Genomic DNA, 26694 nt, shown 5'->3' with positions numbered 1-26694 from the left:
ACTGGATAATGGGTATCTGCGAGGGTCGCGTCGCGATCGTCACCGGCGCTGGCAACGGGCTGGGCAAGGCCTATGCGCTGGGACTGGCGGCAGAAGGCTGCAGGCTGGTCGTCAATGATCTGGGCGTCGGTACGCATGGTGAGGACGGCGAGACCAGGGGCGCGGCCGAGCGCGTGGTTGACGAGATCCGCGCGATGGGCGGCGAGGCGGTCGCCAATACCGATGACGTGGCCGAATGGGATGCCGGCAAGCGCATGGTCGAGGCGGCGCTGGACAATTTCGGTGAGCTGCACGCGGTCGTCAACAATGCCGGCTTCGTGCGCGACCGCATGTTCTTCACTTGCAGCCCGGAAGAATGGGATGCGGTGATCCGCGTGCACTTGCGCGGTCATTTCTGCACTTCGCGCCACGCTGCCGAATACTGGCGCGGCCGGTCCAAGGCGGGCAAGCCCGTCGACGGACGCATCATCAACACCACCAGCGGGGCGGGCCTGCAGGGATCGGTCGGCCAGTCGGCCTACTCGACCGCGAAGGGCGGCATCGCGACCCTGACACTGGTTCAGGCGGCCGAGCTGGCGCGCCTTGGCGTGACCGCCAATGCTCTTGCCCCCAATGCCCGCACGCGCATGACCGATACCGGCGCTTTCGACATGGATGTGAAGGACGGCGAATTCGACGTCTTCGCACCCGAGAACATGGCGCCGCTTGTCTCCTACCTCGTCTCGGCGCAGTCGAAGGGGGTAACCGGGCAGGTCTTCGAACTGAAGGGCGGAGAGATCTTCCTTTCGCAGGGTTGGACCGACAGTCCTTCGATCGACAAGGGCGCGCGCTTCGAGCCGGGCGAACTCGATCCGATCGTGCGCAAGCTGCTCGAAGACCGCGCGCCGGCCAAGCCCGTCTACGGGGCAGGTTGAGGCATGGAATTCGCCTTCAACGAAGAGCAGGCGATGATCGCGGAGACGGTGCAGGCCTTCTTCGCCGAGAACGCCACGAGCGAGCGGACCCGTGCGGCGATGGAAGCCGATGGGATCGACCGCGAATTGTGGGCGTCGTTCTGCATGGAACTGGGGCTTTCCGGCATCGGCATCGCTGAGGAGGACGGCGGTGTCGGGCTGGGGATGGTGGAGCTTGCGATCGTGGCCGAAGCGGCTGGATCGCAAGTCTCTGCCATCCCGTTGCTTGGACTTGCTACCGCGGGGCAGGCGATTGCAGCAGGGGGAAGCGCTGCCCAGAAGGAGCAGTGGCTGGGCGCGCTCGTTTCCGGTGAGGCGATTGCGGCAGCGGCCCATGCGCCTGCAATCCGGGCTGTAGGTGGCAGGCTTTCCGGCACGGTTCCGTTCGTCGCGCATGGCGGGCTTGCCGATGTGCTCGTTCTGGTGGGCGAGGACGCCGCCTGGTTGGTAGCGACCGGGGACGCAGGCGTGACCGTCACGAGGCATACGACGATGGACCAGACGCGGCCGCTCGCGACCGTCACCCTCGACGGCGCGGCAGGAGCGGCGCTGGACTTTGCTGGCGCGCGCGACGCGCTGCATGCCGCCGGGTGGGTCTGCCTTGCCGCAGAGGCGCTGGGCGGCGCACAGGCGACGCTGGAGCGCACGGTGCAGTATTCGACCGAGCGCATGCAGTTCGGTCGACCGATCGGCTCGTTCCAGGCATACAAGCACCGTCTGGCGGATATGATGGTGCTGATCGAGCAAGCGCGTTCCGCCGTCTATTGGGCGGCCTGCGCGGTCGACGAAGGCGCCCCCGAGGCTCAGCTTGCCCTGCATTGCGCCAAGGCCTTTTGCGCCGACACCTATTTCGAATGCGCCGGGCACATGATCCAGCTCCACGGGGGCATCGGGTTCACCTGGGAGCATGACGCGCACCTGTTCTTCAAGCGCGCCACCTCGATCCGCTCGATGATGGGCGACGGGGACTGGCACCGCGAACAGGTTGCCCGTCTGACGATCGGAGAAGCCGCATGAAGCTGGGATTTTCCGCCGAAGACGAGACCTTCCGCGCCGAGGCTGCGCAGTGGCTGCAAGGCCAGATGGCCGGCGAGTTCAAGGATATCGCCGGTATCTCCAACCTCGTTTCCAAGGTCGAGCGTCGCAAGGAGTGGGAGCGGCAGCTTGCCGCGCACAGGTGGTCGTGCATCGGTTGGCCCGTCGAATGGGGGGGGCGCGATGCCACCTTGGCGCAGCAGGTCATCTTCGCCGAAGAATATGCGCGCGCCGGTGCGCCCAACCGCATCAACCATATCGGCGTCGAGCTGGCCGGGCCCACGATCCTCGCCTTCGGGACGCAGGAGCAGAAGGTCCGCTACCTGCCCGGCATTGCCGCCGGCACGCAGATCTGGTGCCAGGGCTATTCGGAACCCAATGCCGGTTCGGACCTCGCCAATGTCAAGACCAAGGCGCGCCTCGAAGGCGACGAGTGGGTCGTGACCGGGCAGAAGGTGTGGACCAGCCTTGCCCACTTCTCGGACTATATCTTCGTCGTTGCCCGCAGCGAGGAAGGGTCGAAGGGGCCCAAGGGCTTGTCGTTCTTGCTGATGGACATGGACCAGCCCGGTATCGAAGTTCGCCCAATTCGCCAGATGAATGGCGAGGCCGAGTTCAACGAGACCTTCCTTGACGAGGCGCGGTGCCCGGCAGATGCCACGCTGGGTGAGCCCGGGAAAGGCTGGGGCGTGGCCATGGGCCTGCTCGCGTTCGAGCGCGGTGTCTCGACGCTGGCGCAGCAGATGCAGTTCCGCAACGAGCTTGACGCGATCGTCGCTGCGGCCAGAACTAACGGCAAGGCCGCGGATCCCGTTACCCGCCAGAAGATCGCCAGGGCTGAAATCGGGCTCAACCTCATGCGCTACGGCGCGCTGAGGATGCTCTCCAATACCGATCACGCCACCATCGACGGTGCAGCGCTGACCTACAAGATCCAGTGGGCGACCTGGCGACGCGACCTCGGCGAACTGGCGATGGAAGTGCTCGGGCAGGCCGGAGAGATCGCAGGCGGCGAGGCCTACGAGTGGTCGCTGCTGCCCAACATGTTTCTCTTCAGCCGCTCGGACACGATCTACGGCGGCACCAACCAGATCCAGCGCAACCTGATCGCGGAGCGCGGCCTTGGCCTTCCCCGCGAACCTCGAGGTGACAAATGACCGTTCCCGTTCCTTCCTATCCCGCGCCCCTCGGCCTGCTGAAGGGCAAGACCGTGGTGGTCACTGCCGCCGCCGGTACCGGCATCGGCTTTTCGGCTGCCAAGCGCGCCGCCGAAGAGGGCGCCAGACTGCTTATCAGCGACTTCCACGAGCGTCGTCTCGGCGAAGCGGCTGACCGCATCGCCGATGAAGTTGGCTGCGAACGTCCGGCTACCTGGGTGTGCGACGTCACCAGCGAAGCCGCGGTGCAGGGCCTGCGTGATGGCGCGCTTGCGGCGCTCGGCAAGGTTGACGTGCTCATCAACAATGCGGGCCTTGGCGGCGAAGTCAGTGTCGTCGACATGACCGACGAGCAGTGGAGCCGCGTGCTCGACGTCACACTTACCAGCCTGTTTCGCATGACCCGCGCCTTCCTGCCTTCGATGTATGCTGCCAAGTCCGGGGTCATGGTCAACAACGCGTCGGTTCTGGGCTGGCGCGCGCAGAGGGGGCAGGCCCATTATGCGGCGGCCAAGGCCGGCGTGATGGCATTTACGCGCTGCAGCGCCCTCGAGGCGGCCGATCACGGCGTGCGTATCAACGCCGTGGCGCCCAGCCTTGCGATGCACCCCTTCCTTGCCAAGGTGACGACCGAAGAGGCGCTGGCCGAACTGGTCAAGAAGGAAGCCTACGGACGCCCGGCCGAAGTCTGGGAAGTCGCCAACGTGATGATGTTTCTCGCCTCCGACCTGTCGAGCTACATGACCGGCGAGATCGTCCCGGTATCGAGCCAGCACGCATGAGCGCGCCGAAGATATTCGAACGCCCGACCGACCTGATCGGCGCGGAAGGCACTCAGCTCGGCCCGACCGAATGGCTGCCGATCGATCAGGAGCGGGTGAACGGCTTTGCCGATGTCACCGGCGATCACCAGTGGATCCACGTCGACGTGGAGCGCGCCAGGGACGGGCCTTTCGGCTCTACGATCGCTCATGGCTACCTGACGCTGAGCCTCGTCAACATGTTCCTGCCGCAGATGATCGAGGTTCGCCGCTTTGCGGCCGGCGTGAACGTGGGCATGGACAAGACCCGCTTCCTCTCTCCTGTGCTTGTCGGCTCGCGCATTCGCGGCACGGGGGAGATCGTCAGGGTTGAGGAAGTGAAGGGTGCGATCCAGTCCACCGTGCGGGTCACGATCGAGATCGAGGGAAGCGACAAGCCGGCGCTCGTGATCGACACCATCAGCCGCTATTTTCCGGAGACAGAATAATGCCCGATCCCGCCAAGATGGAAGCCGCCGTCCACGAATACGTCGCCGCCTTCGCTGAAGGTAACCCGGAGCGCGTGGCCGCACTTTTTGCTGGGGATGCAACGGTCGAGGACCCTGTCGGCACCCCGCCTCACGTCGGACGCGAGGCGATCCGGGCATTCTATACGCAGTCGATGCAGACCGGCGCGCAGCTCAAGCTCGAAGGGCCGGTGCGCGTCGCTGCCGATCATGCGGCCTTTGCTTTCTCGGTTCACCTGCACTGGGAGGGCCGCGACCAGCGTGTCGATGTAATCGACACGTTCCGCTTCAATGAAAACAACGAAGTCATCGAGATGCGCGCCTACTTCGGGCCGCAGAACATGCACGGCTTCGCCTGACAAGGACTGACACGATGCGCGAAGCAGCAATCATTTCCACCGCCCGCACCGGTGTCGGCAAGGCCTATCGCGGTGCGTTCAACGACACCGAGGCGCCGCGCATGGCCGCCCACGTCGTCAACGCGGCGATAGAGCGCGCCGGGATCGATCCGGCCCGGATCGATGACGTATACATGGGCTGCGCGAACCAGTGGAACACGCAAAGCTACAACATCGGCCGTCTTGCCGTACATGGCTCGGTCCTGCCGGATACGACTTGCGGCTTTGCCCTGGACCGCAAGTGCTCCTCGGGCCTTAACGCGCTCGCCTTCGCGGCGCGCGGCATCATCGCGGGCGAGATCGACTGCGCGCTTTCGGGCGGTACCGAGAACGTTTCGCTCACGCTCGACAAGCACTATCCCAGCTTCCGCAACCGTTCGGAATGGGTGAAGGAGCACGATCCTTACGCATACATGGCGATGATCGAGACGGCCGAGATCGTTGCCGACCGCTATGGGGTGAGCCGCGAAGCGCAGGACCGCTTCGCCGCGCTCAGCCAGAGCCGCGCCGCCGCCGCGCAGGAAGCGGGCAGGTTCGATGACGAGATCGCGCCGATCACCGTCACCAAGGCGCTGTTCGACAAGGAAGGCAACGAGACCGGCAAGGAAGAGGTCACGCTGACGAAGGACGAAGGCATTCGTGCCGGGACGACCTTCGAGAAGCTTCAGGAGCTGAAGCCCGTTTTCAGGAACGGCCAGGTCGTCAAGGAGGGCAGGCACATCACCGCCGGCAACGCCAGCCAGCTTTCGGACGGTGCTTCCGCGCAGGTGCTCATGGACCATGCCACCGCGCAGAAGGAAGGCTTGCCGATCCTCGGTCTCTATCGCGGCTTTCAGGTTGCGGGTTGCGGCGCGGACGAGATGGGCATCGGGCCGGTCTTCGCGATTCCCAAGCTGCTCGAGCGCGCTGGATTGAAGGTCGACGACATCGGCATTTGGGAAATCAACGAGGCCTTCGCCAGCCAGGCGATCTATTGCCAGCAGCAGCTGGGCATCGATCCGGAAAAGCTCAACGTCAATGGTGGCGGCATCGCCATCGGCCATCCATTCGGCATGACAGGATCGCGACTCGTGGGCCATGCCCTGATCGAAGGCAAGCGGCGCGGCGTGAAGTACGTCGTCGTCTCGATGTGCGTGGCTGGCGGCATGGGCGCTGCCGGTCTGTTCGAAGTCGTCTGACGGAAAGATTGCAAGACATGACGGATGCGATGGGCACGTGGCCAGCCACCATTCCCGGAGCCGCGAAGGCGGCGGCCGAGAGATGGCCGGATGTGCCGGGCCTGATCGTCGGGGAGAGAACCTGGACTTTTGCCGAGGTCTGGGCCGACGCTCGGGCTGCCGCCTCGGCCATGTTGGCAAGTGGCATCAGGAACGGCGATCGAATCGCGATCTGGGCGCCCAACACGCGTGAGTGGATCCTCGCCGCACTCGGCGCGCAGGCCGTGGGCGCGACCATCGTGCCGATGAACACCCGCTTCAAGGGCGCCGAGGCGGGCGACATCCTGCGCCGCGCGCGGGTGAAGATCCTCTTCGCGCCTGGCGACTTTCTCGGGACGGACTATGCGGCCCTGATCGCAGGCGAGGACCTTCCCGATCTTCAGGAAGTGGTCCGGCTCGATCAGGCCTGGGACTCGTTCATCGCCCGCGGCAAGGGAACGCAGGACCCCGCCGTCGATGCCGAACTGGCCAAGCTGACCGGTGAGCACATCTGCGACATCATCTTCACCTCAGGCACGACCGGCAGGCCGAAGGGAGCGCTGACCTCCCATCGGCAGGCGGTCCAGATTTTCGGCGACTGGGCCGTTCGCGTCGACTTGCGCGCTGGTGATCGCTATCTGATCGTCAATCCATTCTTTCATACGTTCGGCTACAAGGCGGGCTGGGCCGTCTGCTTCACGCGCGGGGCCACCATCGTGCCGATGCCCGTATTCGAGGTTGCGGAAACGGTTCGGCAGATCGAGCAGAACCGCATCAGCTTCCTGCCCGGACCGCCGACCATCTATCAATCGCTGCTTCAGGAACTCGACGGCGGCAAGCCGCGCGATTTTTCCTCGCTTCGCGTCGCCGTCACCGGGGCGGCCCCGGTTGCGCCCGCGCTGGTTGAGCGGATGCGAAGTGAACTGGGCATGTCGAATATCGTCAATGGCTATGGCATGACCGAATGCGGCGCCATATCCATGACCTGCCAGGGCGACGATGCCGAGACCGTAGCCAACACCTGCGGCAAACCGCTTCCCGGCATCGAAGTGCGCTGCGTCGACGATGACGGGAACGACTTGTCGAGCGGACAACCCGGCGAACTCTGGATACGCGGCCATGCCGTCATGAAAGGCTATCTCGACGATCCGCTTGCCACCAGGGAAGCAATCGATGCAGATGGCTGGCTTCACAGCGGCGACATCGGCACCATCGACGATCGTGGTTACCTGAAGATCACCGACCGCAAGAAGGACATGTTCATCTCGGGCGGTTTCAACGTCTATCCGGTGGAAGTGGAAAACCTCCTTGCGGCCCATCCCGCGATCAACATGGCAGCCGTCGTCGGCGTGCCGGACGAACGCATGGGAGAAGTGGGACGCGCCTTTGTGGTCCTGCGTCCGGGCTCGGCCGTGACCGAGGACGAGCTTCTCCGGTGGGCGCGCTCGAACATGGCCAATTACAAGGCCCCGCGCAGCATTCGCATCATGCCTGATCTGCCGCGCAATGCCGCCGGCAAGGTGCTCAAGACCGAACTCAGGGACTGACCGAAGCCCTGGGTCCCGGCCCGGGTTGAGGAGTATAATGTCCCCGCATTTCCTGGCTGGGCGCATACACGCGTGGCCGTCCGCGCCGTGCTTTCCTGCACAATGATTACAATTTCGGGTCGCAGAACGAAAAGAGCCCGCCTCTCCATTACAGGGAGGCGGGCTCATCGTGTTTGCCCGGACCCTGTCGGGTCCGGGCCGGGAGAGCTCAGTAGGAAATGCCGAGGGTCAGGCCGTAGGTGCGCGGCTCGGCATAATAGCCGCCGGCAAAGCCAAGCTGGCCGAAGTCGACCGCCCGGACGAAGTCCTTGGCATTGGTCACGTTCCTGACCCAAAGGCGCAAGCTGCCTTCGCCGCCGCCGATGGGCATGCCGTCGATTCCGATCTGGGCGTCGATTATGTCGCGGTTGTCGCCCTTGATCGCTTCATTGAACGGGGACGAGGTCACGCTGGTGAAGCTGTACTTGCCGTCCTCGTGCGTATAGCCGACGCGGCCCCTGATCGTCGCATTGCCCCAGTTGAGCGGGAACTGCGCATTGAGGGCAACATTGGCCGTCAGCGGCGAAGTGTAGCCCGGCGTCACGATAGAGGCGATGTTGACCGGCGGCGCGCCAGCGGTGGTGGACTGGCCGGCAAGGAACTCCTTGTACTTGATGTCGACGTAACCGAGGTTTCCGTCGATCGAGAAGTTGTCGTTGATGATTGCCTGTGTCTCAACCTCGAAGCCTGTGTACGTTACCTTGCCGGCATTGCCGATGCGCGTGGCGAACGTGCCGATGGGCGCGTCCGTGCGCGGGACGTTGATCGCCAGATCCTTGTAGATATTGTGATAGGCGGCCAGGTTGAGGCGCAACCGGCGGCCGAACAGCTCGCTCTTGAGGCCTACTTCATAGGATGCCACGTTCTCCGGCTTGAAGTTGGGAAGCTGCGTGGTGCCGGTGATCACCGGGTCCTGCGAATTGAACCCGCCCGAACGGTAGCCGGTCGCCGCGCGCGCGTAGAGGTTGACCCCTTGCGCCACGTCGTAGCCCGCCATCAGGTTCCAGGTGAACTTCTTGAACGAAGCCTCGCCCGTTTCCGGCACAGGCAGCGGGTCGGCTCCATTCTGGAAGCGGATCATGGCCTTCTGGTCCCAGGTGTAGCGACCGCCTGCGGTCAGGCGAATGCCGCTGCCGCGTCCGCCCGGGTAGAAGGTGAACTGTCCATAGAGCGCCTTGCTCTCGCTCCTCGCGGTGTATGACAGGCGTGCGAGCGTCTGGACGAGGCGGTACTGCGCGGGGTTCGCGGCAACGAATGACGGGCCCAGGGCGCCGAAGTTGCCGAGGAAGATCGAATTGGTGTCGAGCACGTAACCGCTGTTCTGGTAGCCGTCCTCCGAACCCTTCTCCCAGAAGTAGAACCCGCCGACGACCCAGTCGAGCGTGCTGGTATCGCCGGAAACTTCGATTTCCTGGCTGAACTGCTTGTGGCGACGGCGGTTGTTGGTGTCGAACAGGTCCTGCGTGATCGTCGGCACGGCTGAGGCGGCGATAAAGGGCCTTGCCGCCGCCGGGATCGACGGGATGTATTGGAGCAGGGCCTCGGGCATGCCGTTGAAGAGAGTGGCATTGCTGAATGCCGGGCCGGTAAAGGCACCGATGCCGTCAAGATCGGCCAGCGTATCGCTGTGCCAGAAGCGGTAGCCTGTGGTCGACTTGACCTTGAAGCCGCCGAAATCGTTCTGGACCTGGATATTGTGGCCCCAGCTCTTGTCGAGCGCGCGGCTGAGGATGTTGTTGCAAACCTTCTTGCGGTACTGGCGGGCCGGTTCGGCAAGCGCGGCGCAGTCCGGGTCGGCGAAAGTCGCGGCCGCCAGATACTGGGCTACCGGGGCCTGCTGCGTGGCGACGACGGGCTGGCCGTCGACGATGATGGGATCGCGGTAGGTTCCGTCGGCAACATTGGTGAGCTGGAAGGCCTGCGGCGTGCCGTTGATCCGGCTCCAGTCGAACGCGTACTGGAAACTGCCGCTGCCGCCCAGTTCGATGCGTGCGGCGGCGCGCAATGCGTCCGACTTGCGGGCACCGGGATCCCTGGAATCGCTGGGCTGAAGGATGTTGTCGACGAACCCGTCACGCTCGGAATGGCTGTAGGAAAAGCTGGTGGCAACACCGGCGATCTCACCCGGATCGACGACGACCTTGCCGTTCCAGGCATTGAAGTTGCCATACCCGGCTTCCGCCTTGAGGCGAAAGGTCGAGGACGGCGCACGCGAGATGAAATGAACGGCGCCGCCGGTCGTGTTGCGACCGAACAGCGTGCCTTGCGGGCCGCGCAGCACTTCGACGCGCTCGATGTCCATGACATCCAGGCCCATGGCGCCCGCACGGGCGATGTAGACGCCGTCAACGTAGAGGCCGTTTGCCGCATCGACGCCGAAGCTTTCGCTGCCGCCGTTTGAGATGCCGCGCATCGAGAAGACCGCCGCGCTGTTGCTCGTGGTGCCGGGCACGATGGTAACGTTCGGGGCGAGGCCGCTGAGATCGCGCGAATCCTTGATGCCGAGCTGCTCGACCTTTTCGGCACTGATGGCGCTGATCGCGATCGGCACGTCCTGGAGATTCTGCGCGCGCTTCTGCGCCGTCACGACGATCTCGCCGAGCGCGGGTGCTTGCGGGGAATTGGAAGTTTCCTGCGCCATGGCGTAGTCGGCAAGGGCGAAACTGCTGGCGCCCAGCAGCAGGTGAAACGCGGCAAATGCTTGACGTCTATGCATAAAGATCTCCCAGATAAGCGTTGTTATGTTTCGCGAGGCTGGCAAAGCGGCGTCTCGCGCAAAGTCGGAATTTCGGATCGATTGCGGTCTGCAGGGCCGGCCTGCAGCCGGGGCGGTTCGGCCCCCGGGGTCAGGACGGCATGTAGAGCTGGGCCGCCTTGCCGCCGTCTACGGGCAGGGCGGTTCCGGTGATGTAGCTGGCATCGTCGGACAGCATGAAAACGATGGCGCGGGCGAGTTCGTCCGGTCGGCCGCCCCGGCCCATGGGAATGGCATCGGCGGTCTTCGCGGCGATTTCCGGCGCGCGGGCCGAGAATTCCTCGGTCCCGGCGGTCTGGACCTGGCCGGGGACGATGGCGTTGACGCGAATGCCCTGCCGCGCGCCTTCGATGGCCGCGACGGCAGTGAAGTGGATGAGCGCCGCCTTAGACGCGGAATAGCTGGACATGTTGGCTGCGGCGCGGATGCCGCAAGTGGACGAGATATTGACGATCGAGCCCTTGCCGGCGGCGGCCATGACCTTCATCGCCGCCTTGGTGCTGACGAACACGGCGTCGGCGTTGACCGCGAAGTCCTTGCGCCATTGGTCCAGCGTCAGCTTGCCGATCGGTGCGTAGTGGGTGGACATGGCATTGTTAACCAACATGTCGAGCCGGCCGTACTTGCGTGCGGTATCCGCGATCATCGCCGTCAGTGCCGCATCGTCGGCCACATCGAGCCGGATCGTGTCGACCTTGCCGCCTTGTGCATCGATGTGAGCGCGGGCGCTGTCGAGCATTTCCTGCCTGCGACCGCAAATCACGACTTGCGCACCGCGCCGGGCGAGCAAGGACGCGGTGGCAAGACCGATGCCATCGCTGCCGCCGGTGACGATCGCGACCTGTCCTTCGAAATCCCGAATCATTGTCTTCGCCTCTTCCCGTTTCCTGTGCGTGATCCGCGTCCTTGCGGTGCCTGCGCTCTCATTGGCGGCGTGCTCCATATGAATTCGTCAAAATGCGGAATTTGTAAATGGCAAAAATACGAATCTATGAGGCGCCTGCATTCATGGGAGAGTGAGGCGCGGGCGTGGTTCCGCGTCCATCATGATAGGCCGTAGTCGCCTGAAATCACCATATATATCGGTATTTATTGAGAATTCCGATCCTATTCGTGGATCGTCTCCGTTTTGTCGGCAATGCGGAATGGCGCGCAAGCAGGCGTAAAAATAATTATCTTGAAATACGCAGTGCGAGGCATATCCTTGTTGCGAGAACGACAACGAAGCGAGTCGAGAGGAATTGCATGAGCAGGGTCGATCCGGTCTTCGCGGCTGTGACTGCACCGGGCACGCCATTCGAGATCGGTGAACGGGAAGGGCTGCGTACTTTCGTCAATGCGCCGTCCGATCTGAACGAACTGATCGAAAGCGCGCGCCGCTTTGGGGAACGGACTTTCATCGTCGATTTCGACGGACCGCAGGGTGAGCGTCGCCTGAGCTATGCGGAAGTTTTCGCGTGGCGTGATCGTCTGGCCTGCCACCTCGGCATAGCCCGTGGGGACCGGGTTGCCATCTGCATGCGCAATCGCGCGGAATGGATCGTCGCATTCCTCGCCGTCATCAGGGCCGGGGGAATCGCCGCCATGCTCAACAGCCGGGGCTCGGCCGCCGAACTCGTCGCCATGATCGATGACGTCACGCCTGCGCTCGTCATTGCGGACAGCGAGCGGGCGGCGCTGATCCGCGAAGGGGGCTATCGGGGGCGACTGCTGGACCAGACGGAGCCGCTGGAAGACACGGACGCGCTTCCCGATGACAATGCCCGCGCCGCTCCGCATGACCCTTGTGCCATCCTTTTCACTTCCGGCACGACCGGGCGCGTCAAGGGCGCGGTTCTGTCGCACAGAAGCCTGATCACGGGCCTTCTGGGCACGCAGCTTACTGGCACTATGGTACTGCACAACATGGCGCAGCAATACGGTATTGCGGTCGATACCATGATGCAGCAAGTGCCGCCCCAGGCGATCCTGCTGGTCAGTCCGCTGTTCCATATCTCGGGCCTTGGGTCGGGTTTTCTCGCGCCGATGCTGTCGGGCGGAAAGGTCGTCATCATGCGCCGCTGGGATGCGGAGGAGGCTGTAGGCCTGATCGCGCGCGAGAAGGTGACGCAGCTGTCGACCGTTCCCACGATGCTGTGGGACATGGTCCACAAGGCGCACCTGACCGAAGCGGATCTCAGTTCACTGCGCAACATCGGATCGGGTGGGCAGGCGCTGCCGCTCAACCTGCTGGAGGAAACGCGCAAGCTTTGCCCGCACGCGGTGATCGGCGTCGGCTACGGGATGACCGAGACTTCGGGCGCGATTGCGCAGGCGGTGGGCGAGGATTTCCTGCGGGCACGGGCCTCGGCTGGCCGCGTGTTGCCGCTGGTCGACTTGCGGGTCGTCCATGCGGACGGAAGCGAGTGCGGCGCCAATGAAAGCGGGGAGATCATGGTGCGCAGCGCCATGGTGATGAACGGCTACTGGAATCGACCCGAGGATACTGCAAAGGCCCTCACGCCGGACGGTTGGCTGCACACTGGTGACATCGGCTATCAGGACCAGGACGGCTACATCTTCATTGTCGATCGCGCCAAGGACATGGTCATCTCCGGCGGTGAGAACATCTACTGCGCCGAAGTCGAGCGGGTGCTTTGCGAACTGCCCGAAATTACCGAATGTGCGACTTTCGGCGTTCCCGACGAACGCCTGGGCGAGCGGCTCGTCGCCGTGGTCCAGGCCGATGGGCTGGACGAGGGCGCGGTGATCGACTGGGTTGCCGACCGGCTGGCGCGCTACAAGGCGCCGGCACGCGTTGTCTTTTCCGCGCGTCCGCTGCCGCGCAATGCCGCCCAGAAAATCGACAAGATCGCGCTTCGTGCGCTGTGGCCGCAACTGGCCAGCGAAGACTGAGAGGAGACACATCGCATGGGTATGCCCGGTGACATCAAGATCATCGACTGCATGTTGGGAATCCCCGACGCCGAGGACCGCTCCGAGTGGTTCGCGCCCTTCCGTCCGTTGATCAAGGATCGCCAGACCCTCGACCAGTTCGCGATGCCGGCGCAGTACATGTTCAAGGACATTCCGCAGACCGGCAAGGTCGACGATTTCGTTGCCTGGACCGTCGAGCAGATGGACCGCCATAATGTTGAAAGGGCGTTGGTCGGCTGGAACGACAATGCGACCTCCTACCGCGCCAAGGAGATGTTCGGCGACCGCTTCTTCTTCGACCTGCCGATCGATCCCAATCGCGGCATGGAGGAAGTCCGCCGCATCAAGCGCATCCATGCCGAAGTCGGACTGTCGGCAATAAGCTGCTTCCCGGCGGGTACGCTGCCGCAGGTGGCGATCAATCACAAGTACATGTTCCCGATCTATGCCTGCGCCGAGGAACTGGGCCTGCCGGTCCTGCTCAATGCCGGCATTCCGGGGCCGCGCATCCCGATGGAGACGCAGAAGGTCGAGCATCTCGACGAAGTATGCTGGTACTTCCCCGACCTCAAGGTGGTGATGCGCCACGGCGCCGAGCCGTGGGAGGCGCTGGCCGTCAAGCTCATGCTCAAGTGGCCTAACCTTTATTATTCGACGAGCGCTTTCGCTCCCAAGCATTACCCCAAGGCGATTATCGACTACGCCAATACGCGCGGCGCCGACAAGATCATCTACGCCGGCTATTTCCCTATGGGGCTCAGCCTCGATCGTATCTTCAGCGACATGCAGAACGTCCCGTTCAAGGACGAGGTATGGCCCAAGTTCCTGCGCGAAAACGCGATGAAGGTATTCGGGCTGTGAGCAGAAGCGGCGTCCTCGACAGTCGCGTGGCCATCGTTACCGGAGCGAGCCGGGGCATTGGGGCGGCCATTGCGCGTCGCTTCGCTGCCGAAGGCGCGCGAGTGGCGATCGTTGCCCGTACTGCCGAACCGGACGCCGCGCTGGCAGGATCGCTGGCCGAGACGGCGGCGATGATCGAAGCGGCGGGCGGGCAGGCGCTGGTCATTCGCGCCGATCTTGCGGATCCGGTGGACCGCGCGCGTATCGTGCCTGAAACTGTCGCGCGATTCGGGCGGCTCGACATTCTCGTCAACAATGCGGCCTGGGCGCGTTTCGTGCCGATCTGGGAAGCGGAGCCGCGTCACGTCGATCTTTCCCTCCAGTTGAATGTGCGCGCGCCGCAGGAGCTGTCACAGCAGGCGCTTCCACACATGCGCACATGCGGGGCAGGCTGGATACTCAATATCTCCAGTGCCGCCGCCGACCTGCCGCCGGCGGCTCCCTACGATTCCGAAAACCGGTATGTCGCGTTCAACCGCGATGGCCATGCGACGCTCTATGGCCTCGGCAAGGCGGCGCTCGACCGGCTGACGGGGGGCTGGGCGGTCGAACTCTCGCGCGAGGCTATCGCGGTCAACGCGATGGCCCCGGTCGGCGCAGTTGCCAGCGAAGGCGCGCTAGCGGTGGGCGGCTGGGACGAACACGACCACATTGAGCCGGTCGAGGCTATGGCCGAGGCTGCACTGCAACTGTGCCACCGCCCCGCAAGCGAATTGAGCGGCCAGGTTGTGCGCAGCCTGCACCTGCTTGAGCGGCTTGGCGTGCCCGTCCGCGGGCTTGACGGGCTGCCGCTCGAAGCGCGCGCGCAATGATGCGGCGCGGACCAGTTCTCGTGATTGGAGCCGGGAAGTCTGCTCCATTTCAAACCCATGACCGGCGGCGGAGACAACCCCTGTCGCCGGAGGCTCCCCGGACCAGGGGGACGAAATTACCAGGAGAGTGGTCATGACTCCAACCGATGTAATTACTGCCACCGACGCGCGCACGCCGCCCGTCGCCGTTTGGCAGATCCTCGAAAAACTCCGCGGGCAAGACCTGATCGACTGGCGCCTTGCCGAAGTGAAGGACCGCGCCTCGGTCGAGGAGCGCAATCTCGATAATGGCATTCCTTTCGGATGGTATCCGATCGACTTGTCCGCGAACCTCGCCGTGGGCGAAGTGAAGCCGCTGCGCTATTTCGCCAAGGACCTTGCCATGTGGCGCGGCGAGGACGGCGAAGTCCGTATCGTCGATGCCTACTGCCGTCACCTCGGCGCGCACATGGGCCATGGCGGCAAGGTCAACGGCAACCTGCTGGAGTGCCCGTTCCACGCATGGCGTTATGACGGCAACGAGGGCGTGGTGAAGGAAATCCCCTACGCCCGCGTCATTCCGCCGCAGGTCAAGCGCAAGTGCATCCGCACCTGGAACGTCGTCGAGGTCAATCGCTGGATCTGGGCCTGGTATCACCCGCAGGGCATCGATCCGCTATGGGAAGTCGCGGTTCTGCCAGAAGCGACCGATCCTGAGTGGACCGATTACGAGGTCCACGAGTGGAACGTCTGGGGCTCGATCCAGAACATGGCTGAAAACGGCGTGGACTTTGCCCATTTCAAGTATATCCACGGCACGGCGAATGTGCCTGAAGGCGATTTGCGCTGGGGCGATTGGGGCCGGGGCGCTGACGTGCGTGCCAAGATGGGCACGCCGATGGGTGAAGTAGATGGTCTCATCAGCTACGATACCATGGGGCCGGGCCAGAGCTGGACGCGCTTCACCGGAATTTCCGAGACGCTGCTGGTGGCCTGCCTCACGCCGGTCGATCAGGACCATGTCCATGCGCGCTTCTGCTTCACCCAGCCCAAGACGCAGGCCGAAGGACCGATGGGGCGTCTGGCGAAAGGGCTGATCCGCGACATCTGCAAGCAGTTCGATCAGGACAAGGTTGTCTGGGACCGCCAGAAGTTCGAGCCCAACCCGATCATCTGCGACGGTGACGGACCCATCCCGCAGTTCCGCAAGTTCTACTCGCGCTTCTACGCGCAAGGCTGATGGCGGACGGTATGGCTGGTGATGGAACGGGCGTGACGCGCCGTGAGATGGTGTCGGGGGCAGTCGCCTTCGCGGGAATGGCAGCAATGCCGGGCCTGGCCGCGGCGAAGGGCGGGGATCCGCTCGATACGCACGATGCCCTCGGGCTGGCCGAGCTGGTGCGAAAGCGCCAGGTCTCGGCCAGCGAGCTGCTCGATGCGGCGATCGGCCGGGCGGAGGCGCTCAATCCGCGCTTCAACTTCATGGCACAGAAGCACTACGACTATGGCCGCAAGGCCATAGCCGCAGGGCTGCCAGAGGGGCCATTTCGCGGCGTGCCCTGGCTGCTCAAGGACCTGAACACCTACATCGCCGGCCTGCCTACCGAGAACGGCAGCCGCTTCTATCGGGGCTATCGTCCCGAGGTGACTTCCGAGCTGGTCAAGCGCATCGAGAAGGCGGGTTTCGTCATCTTCGGCAAGACCTGCGTTCCCGAGATGGGCCTGACCGGCACAACCGAGAACAAGCTGACCGGGGATACCCGCAATCCGTGGAACCCGGCGCATATCGCCGGCGGTTCCTCGGGCGGTGCAGCTGTCGCTGTTGCCTCGGGTGTTCTGCCCGCAGCCCACGCGACCGACGGCGGCGGTTCGATCCGCATTCCCGCTTCATGTTGCGGCCTGTTCGGCCTCAAGCCCAGTCGTGGACGCGTGCCCATGGGGCCGCCGCGCACGGAAGGGTGGGGCGGTTTGTCGGTGCATCATGCAGTGACGCGCAGCGTGCGCGATTCCGCCGCGATCCTCGATGCGACGCAGGGCCCCGAGCCAGGGAGCCGCTACAGCGCTCCGACCCCGTCCGAGAGCTTCCTCTCGCAAGTCGGCAAGGCACCGGGCAAGCTGCGCATTGCGCTTATGCTGGACGCGCCTGCCGGTTCGCCGGTCGATCCCGAATGCATCGAGGCCGCCCGCAAGGCCGCGCGCCTGTGCGAGAGTCTCGGTCACCATGTCGAAGAAGCGGCGCCCAAGCTGGACATGGCTGCGATGGGGGCGGCGAGTTTCGTTCTGATCGCCTCCAACGTGGCCGCAGATATGCTGGACCGTGCCAAGGCAACCGGTATTCCGATCGGGCCCGAGGTGCTCGAAGCCATCACGCTCGCCTTCGTTGCCTATGGCCAGAGGACTACCGGCATGGACTTTGCGCGTGCCAACAACACGCTTCAGGCGGCTGCGCTGACAATGGCCCGGTTCATGGCCGATTACGACGTCATTCTTTCACCGACGCTCGCCGCTCCGCCATTGGAGCTTGGCAGGATCAACCTGTCGCCCGGCGTCGACTTCGAACAGTGGGGCGCACGCACGGCCGCTTTTTCGCCCTTTACGCAGATCGAGAACATGACCGGGCAACCGGCGATGTCGATGCCGCTGGCCATGTCGTCATCGGGCCTGCCGGTCGGCGTGATGTTCGTGGGCCGCTATGGTGACGAGGCGCTGCTGTTCCGCCTTGCCGGACAGATCGAGGCCAGCGTGCCGTGGAAGGACAGGCGTCCGGCGCTCTGAACGGCCCGTTACGAAGACAGGATTTCCCAAGGAGAGAACCCAGTGCAGGGATTGGCAGGCAAGATTGGTATCGTCGCGGGCGGTGGAAGGGGCATCGGCGCGGCGACGGCACGGCGGCTGGTGGGCGAGGGCGCCTCGATCGTCATCGGCGACATCGAGGAGGAATGGGCGGCGAGAACCGCAAGCGCGATCCGCGAGGAAGGCGGAAAGGCGATCGGCGTCTATCTGGACGGCACCAAGGCGTGCTCGCAGGCGGATATCGTCGCGGCTGCGCTGTCCGAATTCGGCGGGCTCGATTTCTATCACTCGAACCTCGCTGGCGGAACGCAAGGGGACGTGGACATTCTCGATTGTCCCGAGGAAGTCCTGGACCGCTCTTTTGCCATCAATGCCAAGAGTCATTTTCTGGCGTCGCAGGCCGCGCTCCCCGTGCTGATTGAGCGAGGCGGCGGCTCGATGATCTACACCTCGTCCGGCGCCGCCAGTTCGGGCAGCGCCTTCCAGGTGGCCTATCCGATGACCAAGAACGCGATCCACGCGCTCGTGCGCCATGTCGCGCGCAAGTTCGGCAAGCAAGGTATTCGCGCCAACGGTATCTGCCCCGGCCTCGTCATGACCGAGGCGGTCGCCCAGCACCTGACCGACGAATACGTGGAAACGATGCTGGAGACGGTGCCCCACACCCGCCTTGGCAAGCCGGACGACATCGCCGGCGCGGTGGCCTTCCTCGCGTCGGATGACGGGGAATGGGTCAACGGCCAGGTCTGGCACGTGAACGGTGGCGGATTGTTCCGCGATTGACGACGTGCGCCTGATCCTCAAGGGGCCGGGAACGCAACATGCGCTTAGGCATCGACCTCGGCCGCCTTTGCTGACAAGACGAAAGCTGACTTCGCGAGTCACAGGAAGGGATCAGAGCAAGCGCATGACTGACATGCTGGAATTTGACGAAACGGACCTCAGGATCGTCGAGCAGTTGCGGCGCAACGGCCGTGCCACTCATCAGCAGATTGCCAAATCCCTCGATCTCGTCGCGACGACTGTGTCCGCCCGCATTCGCCGAATGGAAGAATCGGGAATGCTTCGCGTCGTGGCCGTCTCCGATTTCGCGGTCCACGGCTATCACGTCCTGATCCATGTCGGGGTCGAGGTCAGCGGCCGCGCGCCTGCCGAAGTGGCGGAGGATCTTGCAGGATTCGACGAGGTCTTTGCCGCTTACCTCGTGACCGGCCGCTATGAAGTCAGCGTTTTGCTGGCCCTGCCGAACATAGAGGATCTGGCGCAGTTCATCGCGACCAAGTTCTCCAAAGTGCCGGGAATCCGTTCGATCACGCAGTCGATCGGGCTCGACATCGTCAAGTATGGCCTCGGAGCCAACCCCGTCGACGTCGAGGGCGTGCTATGAGCTGGCCCGAACTCGACGAACTCGATCACCGGATCATCGCCATCCTGTCGCAGGACGCACGGGTCTCGAACCGCAAGATCGCGGCCGATCTCGATGTCAACGAGGGAACGATCCGCGGCCGTCTGAAGCGTTTGCAGAACGAGGGCCTCATCGCCTTTACGGCGCTGACGAGCCCGCGGCTCGACAAGGGCAACAATCTGGCCTTCGTCGCGGTGCAGGCGGACATGCTCCATTTTCACCAGATCGCGCGCGAACTGAAGCGCATCCCCACGATCCATTCGATCATGACGATGCTGGGGCCATTCAATATCATGACGACCTGTGTCTATCGTGACATCGAGGAACTGCACGCCGTTACGGTCAGCCAGATTCTGGCGGTGGAGGGCGTCCATCACGTAGAGACGTCCATTGCCGTCAAGACCGTGAAATTCACCAACGGCGTGGTCAGCGTGAGCGCGGCGAACAGCAGCTGATGCGCTGACCGGAAATTGAATGTTCTTCGGGCCGGAGAGAGTTCGGCTCTTGCTGCCAAGCATGTGCGAAAGGTTGTAAAGCTTCGATATATATGCGGATAAAAAATAGACTTAAAATCCGCAAATCGAAGCTTGAAATGCTATTTAACCTCATATAGCGTGAATTTTAGATAGCTTGTATGCCGCACAGTGCATGCGAGCAAGGATGCGGAGCAGGGTGCAGTCAGGTCCCGGGCGGCTGGCCGAAGGCAATCGGCGGCGCCTGCGACGAACGATTTGCGTCCTGGCAAGACTGCCGCCGGAAACTGAAGGCAACCTGAAATGGAATTCGCGTTTACAGACGAACAGCACATGATCGCGGAGACGGCGCGCGCCTACTTCGTGGAAAATGCGACGAGTGCCCGCACGCGCGAGGCGATGGCGGGCGATGGCATCGACCGCGCCTTGTGGCAGGGGTACTGCCAGGAACTGGGATTTTCCGGCATCGCCATTCCCGAAGACCGGGGCGGTTCGGGCCTTGGGCTCGTCGAACTTGCGATCATCGCCGAAGCGGCCGGTTCGCAAGTGGCGGCGCTGCCCATGCTCGGCAGCGTCGTGCAGGCCGCGCAGGCGATTGCGGCCGGGGGCAGCGAGGCGCAGCGGTCCGCATGGATTGCAGGCCTGCTGTCCGGCGAGACGATAGCCGCCTTCGTCGAAGATGCCGGCCTTAAGGAAAGTGAAGGTCGGCTGACCGGCACATCGCGCTTCGTCACGCATGGAGGAAGCGCCGAGGTCCTGGTCGTCTCGAATGGCCGCCGTGCATGGATCGTACGGGCGGACACGCCGGGCGTTTCGGTCGATGTGCCGACGAGCATGGACCAGACGCGTCCCCTCGCATCGGTCCGTCTGGACGGGGCCGTGGGCGATCCGCTGGCCGATCCCGCTGCCGCGCTTGCCAGCAGCTATCGCGCGTCATTGGTCGCAGTGGCGGCAGAGGCACTGGGCGGAGCGCAGGAATGCCTCGATCGTACTGTCGCCTATTCGAAGGAGCGCGTTCAGTTCGGCCGCCCGATCGGTTCGTTCCAGGCTTACAAGCACCGGCTTGCGGACATGATGATCGAGATCGAGCAGGCCCGCTCGGCAGTCTACTGGGCGGCCTGCGCGGTAGACGAGGGATCGCCGGACGCGGAACTGTCCCTGCACGCGGCAAAGGCTTTCTGCACAGACACTTTCTTTCGCTGCGCCGGGGACATGATCCAGCTCCACGGCGGCATCGGCTTCACTTGGGAGCATGACGCGCACTTGTTCTTCAAGCGCGCCCGTTCGCTGCAGTCGATGCTCGGCAACGGCAATTGGCACCGCGAAAGGATTGCCACTATGATTCTCGGGGAAGCAGCATGAAGCTCGGATTTTCGGTGGATGACGAATTGTTCCGTCAGGAATGCGCCGACTGGCTCAATGGCCAGATGGCCGGCGAATTCAAGGACATCAAGGGCGTTACCAAGCTGACGGGCAGCCCCGAGCGCCGCAAGGAATGGGAACAGCAGCTCGCCGCGCACCGCTGGTCGTGCATCGGATGGCCTGAAAAATGGGGCGGCCGCAATGCGACGCTAGCGCAGCAGGTCATATTTGCGGAGGAATACGCCCGCGCGGGCGTGCCGGGCCGCGTCAATCACATCGGCATCGAACTGGCCGGCCCGACGATCCTGACTTTCGGCACCGATGAGCAGAAGCAGCGCTTCCTGCCCGGCATTGCGGCAGGCAAGACGATCTTCTGTCAGGGCTTCTCGGAGCCCAACGCGGGGTCCGATCTTGCCAGCGTCAGGACCAAGGCGCGGCTGGAAGACGGCGAATGGGTGGTCAACGGCCAGAAGATCTGGACCAGCCTTGCCCATATCTCCGACTGGATCTTCGTCGTCACCCGCACCGAGGAAGGATCGCAGGGCCCCAAGGGCCTCACCTTCCTGATGATGCCGGTCGATCAGGAAGGGATCGAGATCCGCGGCATTCGCCAGATCAACGGCGATGCCGAATTCAACGAGACGTTCTTTACCGACGCGCGCTGCCCGGCGGACAGCTTGATTGGCGCGGTGGGCGATGGCTGGAAGATCGCGATGGGACTGCTCTCCTTCGAGCGCGGCGTTTCCACGCTCGGCCAGCAGATGGGCTTTCGCTATGAACTGGACGAGATCGTCGCAGCGGCAAAAGCCAACGGCGCAGCTCGCGATCCCCTGATCCGCCAGCGCATCGCCAAGGCGGAAATCGGCCTGCGCCTGATGCGCTACGGCGCGCTGCGGATGCTCTCGAATACCGACCATTCGCGCATGGACGGTGCGGCGCTGACCTACAAGATCCAGTGGGCAAGCTGGCGCCGAAGCCTCGGCGAACTGGCGATGGACGTGCTGGGGCAGGCGGGCGAGATCAGCGACCATCCGGATTACGAATGGGACACGCTGCCCAATCTGTTCCTCTTCTCGCGCGCCGATACCATTTATGGCGGCACCAACCAGATCCAGCGCAATCTCATCGCCGAACGCGGGCTGGGTCTGCCGCGCGAACCGCGCTGGACGGCGTAAGCGGGAATGAAGGGCGAGGACGATCCCTTCGAACGGCTGAAAAACCTGCCGCCGCGCGGGCATCATGCCCTGCTCGGCATCTACAATGTGGATGACGGGCCGGACTGGGCGGAACTTGCCTGCCCCTTCGCGCCCGGCTTCCTGATGGATGCAGGGGCCGGCCTGGTATCGTCGGGGCCGGTCGTCTCGCTGATCGATGCGGCGACGGGTGCGGCGATCATTGCGCGCACGCGGCAATGGCGGCCAATGGCAACGCTGGACCTTCGCGTCGATTACTTGCGTTCCGCGCGGGCAGGCAGCACGCTCCACGCGCGCGCTGCCTGCTATCATGTGACCCGCAAGGTCGCCTTCACCCGCTGTGACGTCCATGATGGCGATGCTGGTGATCCTGTGGCCCATGCCACCGCCACCTTCTTCTTTACAGGTGACGCATGATTGCCGGTACGCCCTATGCGAAGTTGCTTGGCGTGCGTGAAATCACCGGCGATGATGAGACCATCGTCCTCCTGTTGCCCGCCGACCCCAAGCTGGAAGGGCGGCAAGGGTTCTTGTACGGTGGCGTCATCGGCAGTCTGCTGGAACTCGCCTGCCTCGATGCTATCGGGCGTGAGCTTGGCGATCCGGAGCGCAGGCCCAAACCGATCAACATGACTTTCGATTTCCTGCGCGGCGGCCTGATGGTCGATACATTCGCGCAGGCACGCCTGGTCCGCATCGGCAGGCAGGTCGTAAACGCGGACGCAACTTGCTGGCAGGCGGACCGGGACAGGCCGATCGCCACGGGGCGGATGCACCTCTTGCTCGATTAGTTGCCGGAGAAGTCGGCTGCTGAATCGGCAACGCCCGAGGCATCGAACGGGCGTATGGCACACATCATCATCATCCAGCGGCGTGGGCGCAGGCTCTCTTCACGGTCATGGTCGCCGAGCACCTGTGCGTCACGGCGCAGACGTTCCATCAGTTCCGCCAGTTGCCCGGCGCCCGCATCGGAGAGCTTGAGCATCTCGGCCGTATAGACCGCCTCGGGAGCGGCGAAGTCCATCTCCATGAACTGGTGCTTCACGTACTTGTCGAAGAGCGCCCGCATCGGCAGCTTGCGGAAGATCAGCGCGCGGTCGACAAGCGGCCGGACCCGGTCGCCGCGCAACCGGTCGATCAGGGCAAGCCTTTCAAGCTTGCCTAGCGCGGCGTCGAGGACAGGCCGCTTCAGTTCGAAGTCATCGATAAGTTCCTGCGGTGTCGCGCCGGCAAGGATCGTCATGAAGAGGAAGGACAGGAATACGTCGGTCGACAGGGCGCGTTCCTGTGCCAGTGTGAGTTCGCGCTTCATGCCGGAACGTGCGTGTTCCGCCTCTCGTGCGAGTTCGGAGATGGTCATTCCGCACAGGCCTGCCATCTGCTCGAGTCGCTCCAGGGTCAGACCCTTGCCCACGATCCACCGCTTCGCAGTGGCTTCGCCGATGCCGAAATGCGCGGCGAGGCGGGGGGCGGTCCAACCATCGTGGCGAAGGTGGCGGCGCAGGACGCCGAGCATGGCGTCAGTTACGGAATCGTATCGCATGGTGATACCGATAAGTGCAGTAAACGATACGAATTTCAAGCTGATCCTTCGAGAAAATCGACCTCTGAAATAGCATCCGCCCAGGCCAGATGCACACGGCGCTTTCAGGCCGGACTAGAAAACGTGGGAGAGGCTCGGAAAATGGAAAACATACTCATCAAGAATGGAACGGTCGTGGACGGTACGGGGGCTTCGGCCTTCAAGGCGGACGTTCGCGTAAACGGCGGCGCGATTGCCGAGGTCGGCGCAGACCTTGAGGCCAGGGGCGAACGTATCGTCGATGCCACGGATTGCTACGTGACACCCGGCTTCATCGAGAGCCACACGCACTATGACGGGACGATGTGGTGGCAGCCCGATCTCGACCCACTGCCGGGTTACGGCGCGACGACGATGATCCTCGGCAACTGCGGATTCTCGACCGCGCCGCTGCACAAGTACATGCCAGCCCAGCGCGAGATGATCGGCATTTTCTCGTTCTTCGAGGATATCCCCGAAGGCCCCTTCATGCAGAACCTTCCATGGGACTGGCACAAGTGGTCGGAATACCGTGCCTCCGTTGAGCGCAACGTGACGGTGCCACTCAATTATGCCGCCTATGTCGGTCACATCGCCATCCGTCTTGCTGCCATGGGCGTCGAGGCGTGGGACCGCGAGGCGACCCCGGAAGAAATCGCGCACATGTGCGAACTGCTTGACGATGCCCTTGCCGCAGGCGCGCTCGGCATGTCGGACAACCTGCACGATCATGACGGACAGGACCGCCCCGTGCCGACGCTCAAGGCCAGCGACGCCGAATTCGCCGCGCTGTTCGACGTCATGGAGAAGTACCCGAACTCCTGTTACCAGGTCATCGTCGATACCTTCATGCGCATGACTGGCCCGGCCGATCTTGAAAGGCTCGCCAAACTGCTCGGTGGTCGCAAGATCCGCTGTCAGATAGCGGGCGCGGTGCCGACGCTGGAATTCCAGAAAGGCATCCTTCCCGCGATGCAGGAATCCTTGCGCAAGATGCGTGAGGCCGATGTCGACGTGTGGCCGGGCTTCGCGCACGTATCGCCGACCAATGTGCTCTCGCTGGTCAAGTCGCTGATCTTCGCGCAGTCGAACGACTTCGTCTGGCACGAGGTCGTAATGGAGGACGACCATCACAAGAAGGCCGAACTGCTCGCCGATCCGGAATGGCGCGCGCGTGCCCGCGCGAGCTGGGACGAAAAGGCCTGGGATCACTCGCCGCTCAAGAACCCGCAGGAGCTCCACCTGATCGACAGCGAGAATGGGGCCGGCCCGCTCAATATCACGCTGAAGGAATATGCGGATTCGCTGGGCCTGCATCGCTCCGATGCCATGGCGGACTGGATCATCAAGAACGGCACCCGCTCGACCGTTCACATGGCGCCTTTCCCGAAGGATGAGGCCCTGACCATCGAATTGATGCGCGATCCCAAGACTGTCGGCAATATCTCCGATGCCGGTGCGCACCTGCAGATGCTGTGCGGCGGCGGCGAGAATGCGCTGCTCCTCACCCAGTATGTGCGCGAGGAAGGCAGTCTCACCATCGAGGAGGCCGTCCATGTCATGACCGGCAAGCTCGCCGGGCACTTCAACCTGTCCGATCGCGGCGTCATCGCGCCGGGCAAGCGTGCCGATATCGCCGTGTTCAACCTCGCCGAAATCGAACGCCAGGAAATGGAAAAGGCGAATGACGTGCCGGACGGGCGCGGCGGTACGACATGGCGCTTCACCCGAAAGGCAATGCCGACCCGGCTGACGCTGGTGAACGGTGTGCCGACTTTCGAGAACGGCGCATTTACCGGAGCTATGCCGGGCGAATTCCTTTCGCCTTCGTATGCCCCGGTCGAGCAGATGGCAGTGGCGGCCGAATGAAGGCCTGATCGCAAAATCATGGGCAGCGCCTCCCGAAGAGAGGTGCGCCCATTTCAGTGGAAAGGATGCCAAGATGAATGAAGCCCAGATCGGCGATGCGGATCGTGCCTATTTTAACGGTGCCATCAAGCAGGTGACCACGGAAAGTTCCGTATTGGTGAGCTCGTCGCGCTATCTCAACCATGCGGGCCTGAGGGCTCTTATCGCGCAGGAAATGCTGCGCCGAAACGGGCCGGACCTGCCCAATACCGCCTACATTCCCGAGGTGGCGCAAATCCTCCACGATCTGGAAGATATGCCGCGTATCATCGAGTTGTTCGAGATCGAAAAGGCCCGTCTCCCGCAGTTTCGCGAGTGGCTGGAAGGCCGCAGCCTGTCGGACTTCACCATCGCCGAGCTCGAAGGCTGCGCCTCCGGCACACTGGGTGCGGCGATCCGCGATTTCATGGTGAACTCGGGCTACCAGCTCGATCTGTTTTTCCAGGAAGTGAAGGTGGTCAACGACTTCACCTTCTATTTGCGGCAGACGGCGCTCACCCACGACATCGAGCACATTGTCACCGGATTCGGCCCAAATCACGGCGGCGAACTGGCGCTGCTGTCGGCTAACATGCATGCCAAGTCGCGTTACTTCCATCCTGAACTCTCGGCCTTTTTCTCCCGGATCCAGTATTACCTCAAGGCGAAGACGGTGATGAAGGACGGACTGCACTATCCCGAGGCGATGGTCGTTCACCTCGAGGCCGAGTTTCGCGGGGCGGAGCAGGGACGCAACTGGAAGTTCCCGCTGATGCTCGTTGACTGGCGCGCCTACGTCGACTGGCAGATTGCCGACATCCGCAGCGAATTCGGGATCACGCCGGTGGAGGATGGGCTCTGGCTCGAAACAAATCGTCTCTGCAACGAGGATGATCCAAACTACGGCGTTCCGCTCATGGAAGCCGCCGAATAAACCGGAAGCACCGTCGCTGCGACGGCTTTGCCGGAATCGGAAGCCTGCATTCATCGAGTGGCAACGCGGATGTCCGCGGGGAGTCATCGGGCTTCCCGCGTCATCTGCGCGCGCAAACGCAGTTTCCAGCGG

At 63.5% G+C, this 26694-nt stretch carries 25 protein-coding genes; 22 read left to right on the top strand and 3 right to left on the bottom strand.

Annotated features, from left to right (window positions below; all coding sequences use genetic code 11):
- The first annotated feature begins 8 nt into the window (after nt 1–8).
- Genes PP1Y_RS02310 through PP1Y_RS02275 form a run of 8 tightly spaced genes read left to right on the top strand, consistent with a single transcriptional unit; the run spans nt 9 to nt 7553 of the window.
- Nucleotides 9–914: an SDR family oxidoreductase gene (locus PP1Y_RS02310; RefSeq protein ID WP_013836497.1), complete on the top strand. Its 906-nt coding sequence runs from the start codon at nt 9–11 to the stop codon at nt 912–914.
- 3 nt (nt 915–917) lie between these two features.
- Nucleotides 918–1970 carry an acyl-CoA dehydrogenase family protein gene (locus tag PP1Y_RS02305; protein ID WP_013836496.1) on the top strand — a complete coding sequence of 351 codons (1053 nt, stop codon included), beginning with the start codon at nt 918–920 and terminating at the stop codon, nt 1968–1970.
- A complete protein-coding gene (locus tag PP1Y_RS02300; RefSeq protein ID WP_013836495.1) occupies nt 1967–3145 on the top strand; it encodes an acyl-CoA dehydrogenase family protein in 1179 nt (392 codons plus the stop codon). The genes PP1Y_RS02305 and PP1Y_RS02300 overlap by 4 nt, the downstream gene beginning before the upstream one ends.
- Nucleotides 3142–3927, top strand: a complete 786-nt coding sequence (locus PP1Y_RS02295) for an SDR family oxidoreductase (protein ID WP_013836494.1) — start codon at nt 3142–3144, stop codon at nt 3925–3927. The genes PP1Y_RS02300 and PP1Y_RS02295 overlap by 4 nt, the downstream gene beginning before the upstream one ends.
- The gene (locus PP1Y_RS02290; protein ID WP_013836493.1) at nt 3924–4394 is read left to right on the top strand and encodes a MaoC family dehydratase; all 471 of its coding nucleotides are present in this window, start codon (nt 3924–3926) and stop codon (nt 4392–4394) included. Before PP1Y_RS02295 ends, PP1Y_RS02290 begins: the two co-directional genes overlap by 4 nt.
- Nucleotides 4394–4771 carry a steroid Delta-isomerase gene (locus PP1Y_RS02285; protein ID WP_013836492.1) on the top strand — a complete coding sequence of 126 codons (378 nt, stop codon included), beginning with the start codon at nt 4394–4396 and terminating at the stop codon, nt 4769–4771. Before PP1Y_RS02290 ends, PP1Y_RS02285 begins: the two co-directional genes overlap by 1 nt.
- Before the next feature lie 14 nt (nt 4772–4785).
- Nucleotides 4786–5988, top strand: coding sequence for an acetyl-CoA C-acyltransferase (locus tag PP1Y_RS02280; RefSeq protein ID WP_013836491.1), 1203 nt, complete (start codon nt 4786–4788; stop codon nt 5986–5988).
- A 17-nt stretch (nt 5989–6005) separates the two neighbouring features.
- Nucleotides 6006–7553, top strand: a complete 1548-nt coding sequence (locus PP1Y_RS02275) for a FadD3 family acyl-CoA ligase (RefSeq protein ID WP_041558238.1) — start codon at nt 6006–6008, stop codon at nt 7551–7553.
- Nucleotides 7554–7761: 208 nt separating this feature from the next.
- Here PP1Y_RS02275 and PP1Y_RS02270 read toward each other — a convergent pair whose 3' ends face one another.
- Complete coding sequence (locus PP1Y_RS02270) at nt 7762–10308, bottom strand: TonB-dependent receptor (RefSeq protein WP_013836489.1); 2547 nt, start codon at nt 10306–10308, stop codon at nt 7762–7764.
- 130 nt (nt 10309–10438) lie between these two features.
- Complete coding sequence (locus PP1Y_RS02265) at nt 10439–11212, bottom strand: SDR family NAD(P)-dependent oxidoreductase (RefSeq protein WP_013836488.1); 774 nt, start codon at nt 11210–11212, stop codon at nt 10439–10441.
- A gap of 380 nt (nt 11213–11592) precedes the next feature.
- On the opposite strand from PP1Y_RS02265, the gene PP1Y_RS02260 reads away from it, so the two are divergent.
- From PP1Y_RS02260 to PP1Y_RS02205, 12 genes are all read left to right on the top strand, one after another.
- Complete coding sequence (locus tag PP1Y_RS02260; protein ID WP_013836487.1) at nt 11593–13242, top strand: class I adenylate-forming enzyme family protein; 1650 nt, start codon at nt 11593–11595, stop codon at nt 13240–13242.
- A gap of 15 nt (nt 13243–13257) precedes the next feature.
- The gene (locus tag PP1Y_RS02255) at nt 13258–14124 is read left to right on the top strand and encodes an amidohydrolase family protein (RefSeq protein WP_013836486.1); all 867 of its coding nucleotides are present in this window, start codon (nt 13258–13260) and stop codon (nt 14122–14124) included.
- Nucleotides 14121–14975, top strand: coding sequence for an SDR family NAD(P)-dependent oxidoreductase (locus tag PP1Y_RS02250; protein WP_013836485.1), 855 nt, complete (start codon nt 14121–14123; stop codon nt 14973–14975). The genes PP1Y_RS02255 and PP1Y_RS02250 overlap by 4 nt, the downstream gene beginning before the upstream one ends.
- Before the next feature lie 133 nt (nt 14976–15108).
- Nucleotides 15109–16194 carry a Rieske 2Fe-2S domain-containing protein gene (locus PP1Y_RS02245; RefSeq protein ID WP_013836484.1) on the top strand — a complete coding sequence of 362 codons (1086 nt, stop codon included), beginning with the start codon at nt 15109–15111 and terminating at the stop codon, nt 16192–16194.
- 11 nt (nt 16195–16205) lie between these two features.
- Nucleotides 16206–17729, top strand: a complete 1524-nt coding sequence (locus PP1Y_RS02240) for an amidase (RefSeq protein ID WP_013836483.1) — start codon at nt 16206–16208, stop codon at nt 17727–17729.
- A gap of 42 nt (nt 17730–17771) precedes the next feature.
- Nucleotides 17772–18530: an SDR family NAD(P)-dependent oxidoreductase gene (locus PP1Y_RS02235; protein ID WP_041558236.1), complete on the top strand. Its 759-nt coding sequence runs from the start codon at nt 17772–17774 to the stop codon at nt 18528–18530.
- A 124-nt stretch (nt 18531–18654) separates the two neighbouring features.
- Nucleotides 18655–19134 carry an Lrp/AsnC family transcriptional regulator gene (locus PP1Y_RS02230; RefSeq protein ID WP_041558234.1) on the top strand — a complete coding sequence of 160 codons (480 nt, stop codon included), beginning with the start codon at nt 18655–18657 and terminating at the stop codon, nt 19132–19134.
- Complete coding sequence (locus PP1Y_RS02225; protein ID WP_013836480.1) at nt 19131–19607, top strand: Lrp/AsnC family transcriptional regulator; 477 nt, start codon at nt 19131–19133, stop codon at nt 19605–19607. Before PP1Y_RS02230 ends, PP1Y_RS02225 begins: the two co-directional genes overlap by 4 nt.
- Before the next feature lie 321 nt (nt 19608–19928).
- On the top strand, nt 19929–20987 hold the full coding sequence (locus PP1Y_RS02220; RefSeq protein WP_013836479.1) for an acyl-CoA dehydrogenase family protein: 1059 nt from the start codon (nt 19929–19931) through the stop codon (nt 20985–20987).
- Nucleotides 20984–22162, top strand: a complete 1179-nt coding sequence (locus PP1Y_RS02215; RefSeq protein WP_013836478.1) for an acyl-CoA dehydrogenase family protein — start codon at nt 20984–20986, stop codon at nt 22160–22162. The genes PP1Y_RS02220 and PP1Y_RS02215 overlap by 4 nt, the downstream gene beginning before the upstream one ends.
- Before the next feature lie 6 nt (nt 22163–22168).
- Nucleotides 22169–22597, top strand: a complete 429-nt coding sequence (locus PP1Y_RS02210) for a PaaI family thioesterase (RefSeq protein ID WP_013836477.1) — start codon at nt 22169–22171, stop codon at nt 22595–22597.
- Nucleotides 22594–22971, top strand: a complete 378-nt coding sequence (locus PP1Y_RS02205; protein WP_013836476.1) for a PaaI family thioesterase — start codon at nt 22594–22596, stop codon at nt 22969–22971. Before PP1Y_RS02210 ends, PP1Y_RS02205 begins: the two co-directional genes overlap by 4 nt.
- On the opposite strand, the gene PP1Y_RS02200 is transcribed toward PP1Y_RS02205, so the two are convergent.
- Nucleotides 22968–23762 carry a hypothetical protein gene (locus PP1Y_RS02200; protein ID WP_232512310.1) on the bottom strand — a complete coding sequence of 265 codons (795 nt, stop codon included), beginning with the start codon at nt 23760–23762 and terminating at the stop codon, nt 22968–22970. The two genes, PP1Y_RS02205 and PP1Y_RS02200, sit on opposite strands and share 4 nt — an antisense overlap.
- A 102-nt stretch (nt 23763–23864) precedes the next feature.
- Between PP1Y_RS02200 and PP1Y_RS02195 the strand changes: the two genes are divergently transcribed.
- Nucleotides 23865–25610: an amidohydrolase family protein gene (locus tag PP1Y_RS02195; RefSeq protein ID WP_013836474.1), complete on the top strand. Its 1746-nt coding sequence runs from the start codon at nt 23865–23867 to the stop codon at nt 25608–25610.
- Between the two features lie 73 nt (nt 25611–25683).
- The gene (locus tag PP1Y_RS02190) at nt 25684–26562 is read left to right on the top strand and encodes a Coq4 family protein (RefSeq protein WP_013836473.1); all 879 of its coding nucleotides are present in this window, start codon (nt 25684–25686) and stop codon (nt 26560–26562) included.
- Nucleotides 26563–26694: the final 132 nt, after the last annotated feature.

Source organism: Novosphingobium sp. PP1Y (genome assembly GCF_000253255.1).
GTDB lineage: Bacteria > Pseudomonadota > Alphaproteobacteria > Sphingomonadales > Sphingomonadaceae > Novosphingobium.
Note: the sequence above shows the minus strand (reverse complement) of the source record. Positions and strands in the feature narration are given on the sequence as shown.